Source organism: Klebsiella grimontii, assembly GCF_900200035.1.
Taxonomy (GTDB): Bacteria; Pseudomonadota; Gammaproteobacteria; order Enterobacterales; family Enterobacteriaceae; genus Klebsiella; species Klebsiella grimontii.
Window position 1 is genome coordinate 84,703 of the sequence record NZ_FZTC01000052.1, and the last position, 14,500, is coordinate 99,202.

At 56.5% G+C, this 14,500-nt stretch carries 14 protein-coding genes; 7 read left to right on the forward strand and 7 right to left on the reverse strand.

What is annotated here, in order from left to right; translation table 11 throughout:
* Both KOSB73_RS28825 and yhhY read left to right on the forward strand, forming a co-directional pair.
* Nucleotides 1–639: a bactofilin family protein gene (locus KOSB73_RS28825; RefSeq protein WP_049090189.1), complete on the forward strand. Its 639-nt coding sequence runs from the start codon at nucleotides 1–3 to the stop codon at nucleotides 637–639.
* A gap of 248 nt (nucleotides 640–887) precedes the next feature.
* The gene (gene yhhY, locus KOSB73_RS28835; RefSeq protein WP_082237861.1) at nucleotides 888–1,379 is read left to right on the forward strand and encodes an N-acetyltransferase; all 492 of its coding nucleotides are present in this window, start codon (nucleotides 888–890) and stop codon (nucleotides 1,377–1,379) included.
* A 50-nt stretch (nucleotides 1,380–1,429) separates the two neighbouring features.
* Here the strand turns inward: yhhY and ggt are convergent, their stop codons facing one another.
* Nucleotides 1,430–3,172: a gamma-glutamyltransferase gene (ggt, locus tag KOSB73_RS28840; RefSeq protein ID WP_098141368.1), complete on the reverse strand. Its 1,743-nt coding sequence runs from the start codon at nucleotides 3,170–3,172 to the stop codon at nucleotides 1,430–1,432.
* A gap of 121 nt (nucleotides 3,173–3,293) precedes the next feature.
* On the opposite strand from ggt, the gene KOSB73_RS28845 reads away from it, so the two are divergent.
* Nucleotides 3,294–3,614, forward strand: a complete 321-nt coding sequence (locus KOSB73_RS28845) for a DUF2756 family protein (RefSeq protein WP_004870201.1) — start codon at nucleotides 3,294–3,296, stop codon at nucleotides 3,612–3,614.
* A 23-nt stretch (nucleotides 3,615–3,637) separates the two neighbouring features.
* On the opposite strand, the gene ugpQ is transcribed toward KOSB73_RS28845, so the two are convergent.
* The 5 genes from ugpQ to ugpB form a co-directional block, all read right to left on the reverse strand.
* Nucleotides 3,638–4,378, reverse strand: coding sequence for a glycerophosphodiester phosphodiesterase (gene ugpQ / locus KOSB73_RS28850; RefSeq protein WP_049087628.1), 741 nt, complete (start codon nucleotides 4,376–4,378; stop codon nucleotides 3,638–3,640).
* On the reverse strand, nucleotides 4,375–5,445 hold the full coding sequence (locus tag KOSB73_RS28855) for a sn-glycerol-3-phosphate import ATP-binding protein UgpC (RefSeq protein WP_004126131.1): 1,071 nt from the start codon (nucleotides 5,443–5,445) through the stop codon (nucleotides 4,375–4,377). The genes ugpQ and KOSB73_RS28855 overlap by 4 nt, the downstream gene beginning before the upstream one ends.
* A gap of 1 nt (nucleotide 5,446) precedes the next feature.
* Nucleotides 5,447–6,292: a sn-glycerol-3-phosphate ABC transporter permease UgpE gene (ugpE, locus tag KOSB73_RS28860; protein WP_098141370.1), complete on the reverse strand. Its 846-nt coding sequence runs from the start codon at nucleotides 6,290–6,292 to the stop codon at nucleotides 5,447–5,449.
* Nucleotides 6,289–7,176 carry a sn-glycerol-3-phosphate ABC transporter permease UgpA gene (gene ugpA, locus KOSB73_RS28865; protein ID WP_004870196.1) on the reverse strand — a complete coding sequence of 296 codons (888 nt, stop codon included), beginning with the start codon at nucleotides 7,174–7,176 and terminating at the stop codon, nucleotides 6,289–6,291. The genes ugpE and ugpA overlap by 4 nt, the downstream gene beginning before the upstream one ends.
* Nucleotides 7,177–7,298: 122 nt before the next feature.
* On the reverse strand, nucleotides 7,299–8,615 hold the full coding sequence (ugpB, locus tag KOSB73_RS28870) for a sn-glycerol-3-phosphate ABC transporter substrate-binding protein UgpB (protein WP_004870193.1): 1,317 nt from the start codon (nucleotides 8,613–8,615) through the stop codon (nucleotides 7,299–7,301).
* Between the two features lie 271 nt (nucleotides 8,616–8,886).
* Here ugpB and KOSB73_RS28875 point away from each other — a divergent pair, with 271 nt between their 5' ends.
* The 4 genes from KOSB73_RS28875 (at nucleotide 8,887) to KOSB73_RS28890 (ending at nucleotide 13,741) form a co-directional block, all read left to right on the forward strand.
* Nucleotides 8,887–9,654, forward strand: coding sequence for an IclR family transcriptional regulator (locus tag KOSB73_RS28875; protein WP_004870191.1), 768 nt, complete (start codon nucleotides 8,887–8,889; stop codon nucleotides 9,652–9,654).
* Nucleotides 9,655–9,883: 229 nt separating this feature from the next.
* On the forward strand, nucleotides 9,884–10,783 hold the full coding sequence (locus tag KOSB73_RS28880; RefSeq protein WP_004870189.1) for a dihydrodipicolinate synthase family protein: 900 nt from the start codon (nucleotides 9,884–9,886) through the stop codon (nucleotides 10,781–10,783).
* 18 nt (nucleotides 10,784–10,801) lie between these two features.
* Nucleotides 10,802–12,112, forward strand: coding sequence for an MFS transporter (locus KOSB73_RS28885; RefSeq protein WP_024359817.1), 1,311 nt, complete (start codon nucleotides 10,802–10,804; stop codon nucleotides 12,110–12,112).
* A 33-nt stretch (nucleotides 12,113–12,145) separates the two neighbouring features.
* The gene (locus KOSB73_RS28890; protein WP_049090192.1) at nucleotides 12,146–13,741 is read left to right on the forward strand and encodes a UxaA family hydrolase; all 1,596 of its coding nucleotides are present in this window, start codon (nucleotides 12,146–12,148) and stop codon (nucleotides 13,739–13,741) included.
* Between the two features lie 44 nt (nucleotides 13,742–13,785).
* On the opposite strand, the gene livF is transcribed toward KOSB73_RS28890, so the two are convergent.
* Complete coding sequence (gene livF, locus KOSB73_RS28895; protein WP_004126158.1) at nucleotides 13,786–14,499, reverse strand: high-affinity branched-chain amino acid ABC transporter ATP-binding protein LivF; 714 nt, start codon at nucleotides 14,497–14,499, stop codon at nucleotides 13,786–13,788.
* Nucleotide 14,500 lies beyond the last annotated feature (1 nt).

Below are 14,500 nucleotides of genomic sequence, written 5' to 3' on the forward strand. Positions count from 1 at the left end.
ATGGAAAGCAAATATATCGCCTTAAATAGCGCCCTTCTCTTTTGGCTGCTTGGCCTGATGGCCTGGTGCTTCGAATCCACGTATCTGGCCTGGCTATCGGGCTCTTTCTCCTTATCCTCCTTCGTTTTTCATTTTCAATATCAGCGGATTAACCATATGTTTAAAAAAAACAAAATCATTGAAGCTACGCCACCGGCGGTGAATACAGCGGTACTCAACGGTGAATCTCCATCCGCCGTGGCCCGAAAACCGGCCACCACGGTTATCGCCAGCGGTATCCGCTTTGACGGAAACATTATCGCCGAGGGAGACGTCGATATTTACGGCACCGTAAGCGGCAATATCGACGCGCGCGAGAGTCAAATTAAGATCATGACCGGCGGTCTGGTAGAGGGGAATATCACCTGCCGCGAGCTGGTTATCGACGGCTGCGTGATCGGCCAGTGCCACAGCGAGACGATTGAAATCGATAAGAACGGCAACGTTACCGGCACGTTGGCCTACCGCACGCTGACCATCAAAAAGGGCGGTGTTTTTTCCGGCCAGGCAGAACTGCTGCCGGCGGCAGATAAGAGCAACGTCGTGGGGTTTATCGCGGATACCGCTATTGAAACTAAAGATAAGATTGAGGCGCAGTAGCAGCCATCCGGGCGCGGCGGAAAAAAAGCAAAAAAAAAGCCAGCACCCGGCTGGCTAAAGTAATACTGGAAGCAATGTGAGCAATGTCGTGCTTTCAGGCTTTCCGCAAGGGTCTCCCTGAATGCAGAGAAATAATAATCATTCTCATTCGCACTTGTCTACTCCTTTTTGCAAAAAATAGTCGTTGATCCCTTTTTTAAAGTCAGTGATGTTTAAAGGGACGATTAACCCAAAAAGGAAAATGAAGAATGAGCGACATAGTGATACGCCACGCCGAGCCACGGGATGCGGAACCTTTACGCCAGATGACTGCGCTTCCGGAGGTCTATCACGACACGCTACAGCTTCCTCATCCTTCTATGGAAATGTGGCAGGAACGCCTGCAACCGAAACCCGGTAGCCGTCATCTGGTCGCGACAATCGACGAAAAGGTGGTGGGCCATCTTAAGCTCAGCGTGGAGCCCAATCCTCGCCGCAGTCACGTCGCGACCTTCGGCGTTAGCGTTGCCGCGCAGGCGCACGGTCGTGGGGTAGGCAGCGCGCTGATGCGCGAGATGATTAATCTCTGTGATAACTGGCTGCGCGTCGAGCGTATCGAGTTAACCGTGTTTACGGATAATCCCTCCGCGGTAGCGCTTTACCGCAAATTTGGCTTTATTGTCGAAGGGACCGGCAAGAAATACGCCCTGCGCAACGGCGAATATGTCGATGCCTACTTTATGGCGCGGCTGAAGGGGTGACGCTCAACTAACCCTCTCCCGGCAGGGAGAGGGTCGGAGTGAGGGTAAACCTAATACCCTGCCGTTAAATCATCCGGGGAACGCGGATCGGATGCGCCGTACAGCGTGCCGTCCGGGCCAACCATAATACTCTGGGTGCTGCCCATCGCCTCTTTCACCGCCACTTTCTGCCCCTTGCTCTCCAGCAGCTTCAGCGTATCCGGGCTGAATCCCTTCTCCACCCGCAGTTCATCCGGCAGCCATTGATGATGGAAGCGCGGGGCGTTAGTGGCTTCCGCGACGTTCATTCCAAAATCGATGGTATTCACCACCATCTGCAGTACGGTAGTGATTATGCGGCTGCCTCCGGGACTACCGGTTACCAGCCAGGTTTTGCCATCTTTCACCACAATCGTTGGCGACATCGACGACAGCGGGCGCTTTTTCGGCTCGACGGCGTTGGCGTCACCGCCCACCAGCCCGTAGACGTTCGGCACGCCGGGTTTAGCCGAGAAATCATCCATCTGATTATTCAGCAGAATGCCGGAGTTCCCCGCCACGATGCCGGTGCCAAAGGTCGTATTCAGCGTATAGGTCACCGCAACGGCGTTACCGTCTTTATCCACCACCGAGAAATGGGTGGTCTGATTGCTTTCGTACGGCGCCAGCTTGCCGGGACGGATCTGGCTCGACGGCTTCGCTTTATTGATATCAATCTGTTCAGCAATCGATTTGGCGTACGCTTTGCTGGTCAGCGCCTGCCACGGCACTTTGACGAAGTCCGGATCGCCAAGGTATTCCGAACGGTCGGCATAGGCGTGTTTTTCAGCTTCCGCCATCACCTGCATGGCATCGGCGCTGCCGAAGCCGTACTTATGCATATCGAAGTTTTCCAGGATATTCAGGATCTGCACGATATGAATGCCGCCGGATGAAGGCGGCGGCATTGAGAACACCTGGTAGCCGCGATATTCGCCGCTCACCGGCGTACGTTCGACCGCTTTGTAATTCGCCAGGTCCGCTTTGGTGATAAGCCCGCCGTGATTCTTCATCTCAGCGGCAATCTGGTCGGCAATCACGCCTTTATAGAACGCGTCCGGTCCCAGCTCGGCAATCAGTTCCAGGCTTTTCCCCAGTTGTTTTTGCACCAGCTTATCGCCCTTTTTCAGCGGCTCGCCGTTTTTCCAGAAGATAGCCCGGCTGTTGGCATGGTCGGGGATCACTTCGCTACCGTAGGTTTTCAAGTCATCGGCCAGCGCATCGTTGACCGTGAAGCCCTCTTCGGCCAGCTTAATCGCCGGGCGAATCACTTTGTTGAGCGGCATCGTGCCGTATTTCTCCAGCGCCAGGGAGAAGCCGGCCACGGTACCCGGCGTACCGGAAGCCAGATGCGAGGTCAGCGATTTCTTACTGTCCGGGTTGCCCTGGTCGTCGAGAAACATATCGCGGGTAGCCTGTTCCGGCGCCATCTCGCGGAAGTCGATCGCCGTGGTATTACCGTCTTTGGTACGCAGCATCATAAAGCCGCCGCCGCCGATATTACCGGCCTGCGGATGGGTAACCGCCAGCGCGTAGCCCACCGCCACGGCGGCATCCACCGCGTTGCCGCCCTGACGCAGAATATCCACGCCGACCTTCGTTGCCAGCGCGTCCACCGAGGCCACCATCCCCTGCTGAGCGCGGACCGGATGAAAAACATCTTCCTCTACACCATAAGACACCGGCGGAGGAGCGGGATTTGCCGCGACGGTAAAACTGCCGCCCGCCAGCAACGCAGCGATAACCACCTGACGCCAGAACGTTGTTTTTATCATTGTCATACTCCTGAATGATGTTTTTATTTACCCATAATCCTGGATGATAAGTCTTAAAAAATCATTGTTGTGCCGGAAAGAGGGTAAACTTAAGAGATCCCATGAAAGGGAGGAGAGAACAATGAAAGCTATGTTATATCTGGCGGCGCTGCTGCCGCTGAGCGTCCTGGCGCAGCCGATCAATATCGACAATAACCCCAATCAGCCGGGGTACGTGGTGCCCAGCCAGCAGCGGATGCAAAATCAGATGCAAACCCAGCAAATGCAGCAGCAAAACAATCTGAAACAGAGTATTCAGAACCAGTCGCGCGCGCAGCAGCAGCATCTGCAGACGCAGTTGAATAACGACCGGCAGCGGGTACAGCAGAATGACAACCTGAACCGGCAGCAGCCTCTGCCAAACACCAACGGTGGGATGCTGCAGCGCCAGACGACCCCGTAAGGGCCGCCTGACGCAGGCGCAGATTACGCCGGGAAGTTGGGGCCGATGACGTCAATCGCATCGGTGCAGATGCTGTCCACGCCCCAACGCAGCAGCTCGGCGGCGCGCTGCGGTTTGTTAACGGTATACACCAGAATATGCAGGCCCGCGGCCTTCAGGCTCGCCACGCGCGCTTCATCCAGCAGCTTATGGTTGAGATGAAGAGAGATGCAGCCGAGGCGCGCGGTCAGTTCGCGCCAATCGTTCCGCCACTCATCCAGCAGCAGCCCGCGCGGCAGCTCGGGGGCGGCTTCCCGCGCGGCTTCCAGGGCATCGATTTCAAACGACGAGAGTAGCGGCGGGGTCATGCCCTGCCAGAGCTCACGCGCCGCCAGCGCTACCGCTTTACCGGTCAGCGGACCGGTACCAGTGGTCGGTTTAATTTCGATATTCGCCATCATGCCGTGCAGACGGCAGCGGTCCGCGACCTCGCTCAGCAGCGGCAGCGGCTCGCCTTTGAACTCGCCGCTGTACCAGTTGCCGGCATCCACTTTCAGCAGATCGCTCCACGTCAGATCGCCCGCCACGCCCCAGCCGTTGCTGGTGCGTTCGAGATTGTCGTCGTGCAGTAAAAAAATCTGCCCGTCTTTCGATAACTTCGCATCAAACTCAATCATCGTATGGCCGTAACGAGCGCCGGTATCGATAGCCGCCAGGGTATTTTCCGGGGCCAGTTTACCGCCGCCGCGGTGGGCGACGATAGGGGGATAAGGCCAGTGACTCATGCGCGTTGTCCTGTTTCACTATCAAAAAGGTGCAGACTTTCCTGCGGCAGATGCAGCCACAGGGTACTGCCCGCCTGCGGTCGCTGCTGGTGCGGCAGCCGGACCACCAGCTTCTGCTCACCCCAGCGCCCGTGGGCGAGGTTATCGGCGCCTAAAATTTCCAGCGTATCCATCACCAGCGGTACGCCACCTTCCGCCTGGGAGCTTAATGCAAAATGTTCCGGACGGATACCCAGCGTCATCTTACGCCCGGCATAGCGGCGATGTTCGCTGTTGATCGGTAAAAGCATCCCGCCTGCAAGCTCGAAGCGGCTACCGTCGTCGCTGACCCGGCCTTCCAGCAGGTTCATTGCCGGGCTGCCGATAAAGCTCGCCACAAAGCGGCTGGCCGGTTTTTCGTAGACCTCAACCGGTGTGCCAATCTGCTCGGCAACGCCTTTATTCATCACCATCACCCGCTGCGCGAGGGTCATCGCCTCCACCTGATCGTGGGTCACGTACAGCGAGGTGGTTTTCAGCCGACGATGCAGGTGCTGCAGTTCAAGACGCATCTGCACGCGCAGTTTCGCATCAAGGTTGGAGAGCGGCTCATCAAACAGAAATACCGCCGGGTCGCGTACGATAGCCCGCCCCATCGCCACGCGCTGGCGCTGCCCGCCGGAAAGCTCGCGCGGACGGCGCTTCAGCAGGCCATCCAGCTCCAGAATGCGCGCCGCCTCCTGGACGCGCTCAGCAATTAATCCTTTACCCAAACCGCGAATTTTCAGGCCCCACGCCATATTCTCTTCCACGCTCATATGCGGATAGAGGGCGTAGTTCTGGAACACCATCGCAATGCCGCGATCTTTCGGCTCCATTTCGGTGACGCGCTTGCGGTCGATCCAGATATCGCCGCTGGTGACCCGCTCCAGACCCGCCACCATGCGCAGCAGAGTTGATTTTCCGCAGCCCGAGGGGCCCACCATCACAATAAATTCGCCGTCCGCGACGTCCAGCGTCAACGGTTGGATCACCTGGGTTTTGCCATCCCAGCTTTTGGTTACTGCCTGTAGCTTAAGTCCTGCCATTTTATTTCTCACTATCCACTAAACCACGCACAAACGCGCGCTGCATGGCTAAAACGATGACAACCGGAGGAATCAGCGTGAGCAGCATCGCCGCCATCACCTGATTCCACTGCGTGGTGCCCTGGCCGATGGCGATCATCCCTTTGATGCCCGCGACCGCCGTGCCGAGATTCACGTCGGTAATGATCAGCAGCGGCCACAGATACTGGTTCCAGCCGTAGATAAAGGTGATGACGAACAGCGCCGCCAGGTTGGTTTTCGACAGCGGCAGCACGATGTCGCGGAAGAAGCGCATCGGCGACGCGCCATCGATACGCGCCGCTTCAATCAGCTCGTCCGGCAGGGTCATAAAGAACTGGCGAAACAGGAAGGTCGCGGTGGCCGAGGCCATCAGCGGCAACGTAAGCCCGGCATAGCTGTCGAGCATTTTCAGGTTGGCGATCACTTCCACCGTCGGGAAAATACGCACCTCAACCGGCAGCATCAGCGTGATAAAGATCATCCAGAAGAACAGATTGCGCAGCGGAAAACGAAACCAGACGATGGCGAAAGCGGAGAGAATCGAGACCGTAATTTTACCCACCGTAATGCCGAAGGCCATGATGAAGCTGTTGAGCATCATCAGCCAGAACGGCGCACTGTTGGCTCCTACGCCGTTCACCCAGATAAATTTCATGTTTTCGAGCAGATGCCCGCCGGGGATCAGCGTCATCGGCGTGTCAAAGACCGCTTTACTGTCCAGCGTCGCCGCGACAAAGGCGACGTACAGCGGGAACAGAATGACCGCAATCCCTAAAATCAGCATGGTGTGGCTGAAAATCGTCAGCCCGCGACGGTTCTCAATCATTGGTAGCGCACCTTTCTTTCAACGTAGCGGAACTGCACCACCGTCAGAATAATGACGAGGAACATCAGCACCACCGACTGGGCGGCGGAAGCGGAAAGGTCGAGCCCGGCAAAACCTTCACGATAGATCTTATAAATCAGCGTCGTCGTCGCCTGAACCGGCCCGCCGCCGGTTGCGGCATCGATAACCGGGAAGGTATCAAAGAAGGCGTACACCAGATTGACCACCAGCAGAAAAAAGCTCACCGGGGCGATCAGCGGCAACGCCAGCCTGAAGAAGCGGCGAACCGGGCCGGCGCCGTCAATGGCGGCGGCTTCTACCAGCGAGCGAGGAATCGATTGCAGCGCGGCGAAGAAGAACAGGAAGTTGTAACTAATCTGCTTCCACACCGAGGCGAAAACCACGAGGAACATCGCCTGGCCGCTGTTCTGCGCGTGGTTCCAGTCGTAGCCCATCTCACCGAGGAGATGGGTAATTAGCCCGCGGCCGGGGTTGAACAAGAAGATCCACAGCACCGCCGCCACCGCGGGCGCAACGGCATAGGGCAGCAGCATCAGCGTCTGATAGAAACGGCTGCCGCGCACCACGTAATCCACCAGCGCGGCGAAAAATAGCGAGATCAGCAGGCCGCTGACGGTAACCATCGTGCTGAACTTAATGGTGGTCCAGAAGGAGTCCAGGTAGTACGGGTCCTGGAAGAGGGCTAAAAAGTTATCCAGGCCGACAAACTGGCTGGAGAGCCCAAACGGATCGACGCTCTGCAGCGAATACCACAGCGCTTCGCCCGCGGGCCAGATAAAAAAGATGACGGTGATGACCAGCTGCGGCGCGACCAGCAGATAGGGCAGCCAACGCGAGCGGAACACCGGACGGGATGATGACATAGTTAAACTCTGAGTTGGTTTCCCCTCATCCCGGCCCTCTCCCTAAACGGATGAGGGTGAAAAGACGGCTCCGGGCGATCCCCTCTCCCCGGCGGGGAGAGGGTGAGGGGCTGGCTATAAGATTACGACTTCGTTGACTGCTCGAAACGGCGCAGCAGCTGATTACCGCGCTCAACGGCCGCGTCCAGCGCCTGCTGAGGCGTTTTCTTACCGGTCCATACGCTTTCCAGTTCTTCATCAACGATGGTGCGGATCTGCGGCATATTGCCCAGGCGCAGACCTTTGGTGAACGGCAGCGGCGGCTTGTTCAGCATCTGGCGCGTCGCGATATCGGCGCCGGGGTTCTTATCATAGAAACCCTGTTCGCGGGTCAGGTTGTAAGCGGCGGTGGTAATCGGCAGATAGCCGGTTTTCTGATGCCATTCGGCGGCATTTTCCGGCTTAGTCAGGAAATCGAGGAATTTGGCGACCCCGGTATAGGTTTCTTTGTCTTTACCCTGCATCACCCACAGGCTGGCCCCGCCGATAATGGCGTTTTGCGGCGCACCCTTCACGTCGGCGTCGTACGGCATCATGCCTACGCCATAGTTGAACTTCGCATACTGACGGATATCCGCCAGCGAGCCGGAGGAAGCGGTGGTGATGGCGCAGTCGCCGTTATAGAACTTCTCGGTTGACTCGTCTTTGCGCCCAAAGTAGCTGAAGTCGCCTTTCTTGTTCAGCTCTGCGAGCAGGGCGATATGCTTCACCTGCTCTGGCTTGTTGAACTCCAGTACCGCATCGGTACCGTCGAAGCCGTTGTTTTTAGTGGCGACCGGCAGGCCGTGCCAGGCGCTGAAGTTTTCAATCTGGATCCAGCCCTGCCAGCCGCTGGCGTAGCCGCACTTCATCCCGGCGGCCTTCAGCTTCGCGGTATACGCCGCCAGATCCTGCCAGGTTTTCGGCGGCTGTTCCGGGTCTAAACCGGCTTTTTTAAAGGCGTCTTTGTTGTAGTACAGCACCGGCGTGGAGCTGTTAAACGGCTGGGAGAGCAGATGGCCGGTTTTGGAGTCGGTGTAATAACCGGAGACGGTAGGCACGAACTGCGTTTCATCAAACTGAATGCCCGCATCGCTGAACACCTGATAGACCGGCTTTATCGCCTTAGAGGCCATCATCGTCGCGGTGCCGACCTCATAAACCTGCAGAATAGCCGGCGCGTTGCCGGTACGGAAGGCGGCGATGCCGGCGCTCAGGCTCTGTTCGTAGTTGCCTTTGTATACCGGAACAATTTTGTAGTCCGGGTTGGCTGCGTTGAAACGTTGCGCCAGTGAATCAACTTCTTTCCCCAACTCCCCTTCCATCGAATGCCAGAACGGGATAGTGGTTACCGCCAGGGCTTGTCCGGCAAATGCCAGGCTGAGCGCCAGTCCTAAAGCTGTATGTCGTAACGATATCATCGGTTATCTCTCTTGTTGTTCCGGATGCGCGATTTCACGCGTTTTATGTTCGCGGGGGTAACATGACATGCTCGAATGACAGAAAAATAACTATTGCATTACAAAAATATTACAATAAATTGGCAAAAACATGATGAAACGGTGAAAAAAAAGTGGCAGGGAAATGGCAAAGCGAAAAAGAGCGCCCGCGCAGACTACAGATAATCAGGGATCTGTAGTTAAATAGGGTTCGTTAAAGAGCACTCTCCGGCGAGCCGTCACAAGGAAAAATATGAAGACGCTGCATAAACCTACCGAGCGCGTTTTACTCATTCTGGAAACCTTAGCCAACGCGGACGGAATGACGCTTTCCGAGCTATCGCTCAAGACGGATATTTCAAAGGGAACCATTTTCCCGATCCTCAAATCACTGCAGTACCGGAAATATATCAGCCACGACGATCGCAACGGTATTTACACGCTGGGTATCTCATGCGCGGTGCTGGCCAGCTCAACGGTGGAAAAAGAGTTCTGGCTGAAAACGATCAATAGCGAAATGCACGCGGTGGTCAACGAATGCAATGAAGTTTGTCAGCTCGGCATTCTGGATGACGCCTGGGTGCTCTATGTTGATAAAGTCCAGGGCGACCAAACCGTGCAGCTGGTCTCTAAGGTAGGGACTCGCCTTCCGGCGATCTGCTCTGCGCTGGGCAAAGCGCTGCTGCATAAGCACCGCGACGAAGAGATTCTCGAGCTCTATCCGCAGGGTTTTCCCTCCGTTACCGCCCGCAGCGTGACCAATATGGCTCAGCTTCGCCAGCAGCTGGAACGGGTCGCCGCCAGCGGTTATGCCATGGACGATCGGGAAATCAACGATGACACTATTTGCTTCGCGGTGCCGCTGCTGCAGAAAGGCGTCATTCTGGCGGCGATCAGCGTCTCCTTGCCCTCTTTCCGCGCCAGCGATGAGAAAACGCAGCAGGTCATTCGCGCGTTAAAAGAGGCAAAGGGTCGTATTGAGAGCGTGCTCAACAAGCTGCCGGATATCAAAAATTACTGATTTATTCGCCAACGGCGCCAGCGTAATTGTGATTACCCACACAATACCGATATTTAATGATCCACCGCGGCGCCCGATTCTTCTGCATAATTCCCCGTCTATTCATTGATTTAACCAATCACCCATACGTCTTTTGCGTCATTTGACTTCACGTCGAGGGCATGTTTACTTATGCCTAATCGCAAATACAAACACAGTTTGTATATACGAACAAACAAAGAGGTTAAATATGCAAAGTCGTTATATCACCCCGGCAATAACGGTTTTTGATGAGCAGGGCAGGCTGGATCCTGACGGAAACTTTCGCCTGTACGATTTCATTAAAAACAGCGTATCGGGATTTGTCGTCATGGGCAGTACCGGCGAGTTTTTCTCGCTGGATATGAAAACATCACGTCAGATAATTCAAATGGCGGCAGAATTCCCCCGTCAGGGAATAAAGGCCTATGCGGGAGCCAGCCGCATGGATATTGACGAATGCGTAGAGCTGGCAAACTACGCTGATGAGTGCGGGCTGGATGGCGTCATGATTATCAGCCCGTGGTACTTCCGCCTGACGGATGAAGGCATTTATACCTTTTATAGCCAGATTGCTCGCCGCACCGCCGCCAAAATATTCATCTATAACTTTCCGGAGCGCACCGGCTATTCCGTCTCGCCGGAGGTCTGTTTACGACTCGCCAGAGAGTTCCCAAACATTATCGGTCTTAAAGATACTATTCCGGACACCAATCATACGTCGCAGGTGATTCGCCAGGTAAAATCTGAGCTGCCGTATTTTGAAGTCTACGCCGGTTATGACAATAACTTCGCGCACAATGTCCTGTCAGGAGGCAATGGATGTATCGGCGGGTTATCCAATATTTGCCCTGAGCTATTCCGCGACTGGATGCAGGCATTTAGCGATAACGATTTACCGCAAATTAGGCGGTATCAACAAAAAGTGGATGGGTTAATGGATATTTACGCGGTTAACGATCCGTTCATTCCAACATTTAAAAAAGCATTACAGCTGCGCGGAATTATTCAGTCCGACCGCTGCACGCCACCGTTTAGCTCGCTCGCCACCTGCCAGACCGAAAGTATTCAGCGGATACTTTCCCGTGCGGGTATTGAAATTAATGCCTGACCCCTACGTGGAGGTATTATGAAAACCATCACAGCTTACGATAATCCGGCCCTCAATTCAGCGATTACCAAATCATGGAAGCGTCTGGTGCCGCTGATGTTTATTTTGTACTTCATCGCCTTTATCGACAGGGTGAACGTGGGATTCGCCAAAGAGGCGATGCAGGTGGATATTGGGCTCTCCAATTCCGCTTTTGCCCTCGGCGCGGGGATCTTTTTCGCCGCCTATGCGCTGTTTGGCATCCCCGCCAACCTGATCCTCAATAAAATCGGCGCGCAGAAATGGTTAAGTATCACCACCGTGCTGTGGGGCGTCCTCTCTGCCCTTACCGGGCTGGTGCAGACGGAAACCCAGTTTATCGTCCTGCGCTTTTTACTGGGATTAGGCGAAGCCGGTTTTTATCCCGGTATCCTGCTGCTGGCCTCCATCTACTTTCCCAATAAAGTTCGCGCCTCCGTCGTCGGTATCTTCGTGCTCGGCGTACCGCTGGCGTTAACCTTAGGCTCGCCTATCTCCGGGGCGCTTCTGGAAATGCACGGCTTCCTCGGCAGGCCCGGCTGGTTCTGGATGTTCTTTATCGAAGGCATTCCGGCGGTCATCATGGGGATCTTCGCCTGGTTCTGGCTTGACGATACGCCAGCCAAAGCGCGCTTCCTCAACGACGAAGAGAAAAAGGCGCTGATTGCCCAGCTTCAGCAGGAGCAGCGGCAGACGGAAACCAGCAGCGTCGGCACCGCGCTGAAAAGCCTGAAAGTCTGGCACCTGGCGCTGATCTACGGCACCATCCAGATCAGCGTTTACGGGCTGATGTTCTTCCTGCCTTCGCAAGTCGCCTCGCTAATGGGCTCCACGCTCGGCTTTAAGGAGTCGCTGGTCGCCGCCATTCCCTGGGCCTGCTCCGCCGTCGGCGTCTATTACATTCCGCGTCTGGCGGACAAAATGCCGGCCCGCCGGGTACTGATTTCGGTCATCTGTATGCTGGCTGCGGCGCTGGGGCTGTTTGTTTCCGCCTGGTCCGGCCCGGTACTCGCCATTGCCGCGCTCTCGCTATCGGCCATCGGCTTCCTCTCCGTGCAACCTATCTTCTGGACTTTCCCGGCGCAGATTGTGTCAGGCTCAGCGCTGGCCGCCAGTATCGGCTTTTGCACCACCATGGGCGCATTTTGCAGCTTCCTCGCGCCGCTGATTCGCGTTGAGGTCGATGCCTTCTTCGGCAACGATTCGGCGGGGCTAGTCGCCTTGTCGCTTATCACCGTCTGCTGTGCGCTGCTGATTGCCGCCCTCGCGGGCAGAAAAGCGACAAACGGCGTCGCGGTCCCCCATCACTAAGTCCTGACGCGCGTATAACAAAGGATAAATAACATGCAGACCATCTTAAAAATTGACCCTACCGATAACCTGATCGTTGCGCTGCAGGACTTACGCAAAGAGCAGCAGGTAAACTGGAACGATGAAGCCTACGTTCTGCGTAGCGATGTCAAAGCCAAGCATAAATTCGCCACCGAGGATATTGCGCCCGGCGATATCGTTTCGCTGTACGGCGTACCGGTCGGCAAAGCGACGCGGCCCATTGCCCGCGGCGAAGCCATCACTACCGACAATATCAAACACTACGCGGCCCAGGTTTCGCTTGACGACGTCGCGCCTTATGACTGGCAGCAGCCCGATGTGTCCGCCTGGCAGCAGCGGACGTTTAAGGGGATCGTTCGTGAAGATGGCCGGGTCGCCACCGCGAACTACTGGCTGGTCATTCCGCTGGTATTCTGTGAAAACCGCAACGTTCAGCGCGTCACCGACGCATTAAACGACGCTCTCGGCTACGCCAATAACGGCCTGAAAAATTTTGCTCGCCAGGTGACCTCGGCGGGGGCCTTAAACGATACCCGGCATCTGCCCTTCCCGCATCTTGACGGTATCCGCTGTATTACCGTCAACTCCGGCTGCGGCGGCGCCACCTCGGACAGCATGACCATGTGCGACGTGCTGGCCGCCTATTCCGATCATCCCAACGTTCTTGGGGTGACGGTCTTTGCCCTCGGCTGTGAAAAAGCGCGAATTGTCGATTTCAAGGCCGCGCTGGCGAAGCGCAACCCGAACTTCAGCAAACCGATTATTTATTTCAGGCAGCAGGACTGGAGTAGCGAAGAAAAAATGATGCAGGATGCGTTGACCGAAACCTATAACGCGATCCGCGAAGCCCCCGTCGCCGAGCGGCAGAACGTCCCACTCTCCCGGCTCAAAATCGGCGTGAAGTGCGGCGCCTCCGACGGTTTCTCGGGGATCAGCGCAAACCCGGCGATGGGTGAGGTTTCAGATCGTCTTGTCGCCCTCGGCGGCGCGTCGGGGCTGGCGGAATTCCCCGAGCTGTGCGGCGCGGAAGGGGATATCGTTCAGCGCTGCACGACCCGCGAGCTGAAAGAGAAGTTTCTGTCGCTGATGAAAAACTATGAGCATGTCGCGAACTTCTTCGGCACCACCATCGCCGATAATCCCAGCCCGGGAAACATTGCCGATGGGCTGATCACTGACGCTATCAAATCCGCCGGCGCGGCGAAAAAAGGCGGCAGGGCGCCGGTAAGCGCGGTATGCGACTATGCCGAACCGATGGGAGAAAGCGGCCTTTCGCTGGTCTGTACGCCGGGCAACGATGTGGATGCGGTAACGGGCCTGGTCGCGGCGGGGTGCAACGTGGTGATCTTCTCAACCGGGTTAGGTACGCCGACGGGAAACCCCATCGTGCCGGTGCTTAAGGTTTCAACCAACTCCGCGCTGGCGAAAAAGATGCCGGACATTATCGATTATGACTGCGGGCCGATTATCGAAGGTACGCCGCTGGCGGACATCGCCGACGGCCTGTTTGAGAAAATCATCGCCACCGCCAGCGGAACCTGGCGCACCAAAGCGGATGCGCTCGAACAGTATGATTTTATGTTGTGGAAGCGCTCTCTGGAGCTGTAGGAATCCAGCAAAACGCCCGGCAGACGCCGGGCGTTTTGACTTCACTAGCCGCCCAGATAGGCGCTACGTACCGCTTCATTCGCCAGCAGCGCGTCGCCGGTATCCTCCAGCACCACGTGGCCGTTTTCCAGCACGTAGCCGCGGTCGGCCAGCTTCAGCGCCTGGTTGGCGTTCTGCTCGACGAGGAAGATGGTCATCCCCTGCTCGCGCAGCTGTTCAATGGTGTCGAAGATTTGCTGAATGATGATCGGCGCCAGACCGAGCGAAGGCTCATCCAACAGCAGCAGGCGCGGCTGGCTCATTAGCGCGCGACCGATGGCCAGCATCTGCTGCTCGCCGCCGGACATGGTGCCCGCCCGCTGAACCCGACGCTCATGCAGGCGCGGAAACAGCTCATAGACCCACTTGATGCGGGTCTGGAACTGGTCGCGGTCGGCAAAGAAACCGCCCATCGCCAGGTTCTCTTCCACCGTCATCCGCGAGAAGACGCGACGCCCTTCCGGTACAATCGCCACCGCTTCGCGCATGATTTTCGCCGTCTGCCAGTCGGTAATATCTTTACCGTCGAACACCACGCGTCCGCTGGAGGCGCGCGGGTCGCCGCACAGGGTGCCCAGCAGGGTGGTTTTCCCCGCGCCGTTCGCGCCAATCAGGGTGACAATCTCTCCCTGATTGATATGCAGGCTGACGTTGTGCAGCGCCTGGATCTTGCCGTAGTGCGCGCTGACGTTGTCAAAAGATAACATCACTTTTTCCATC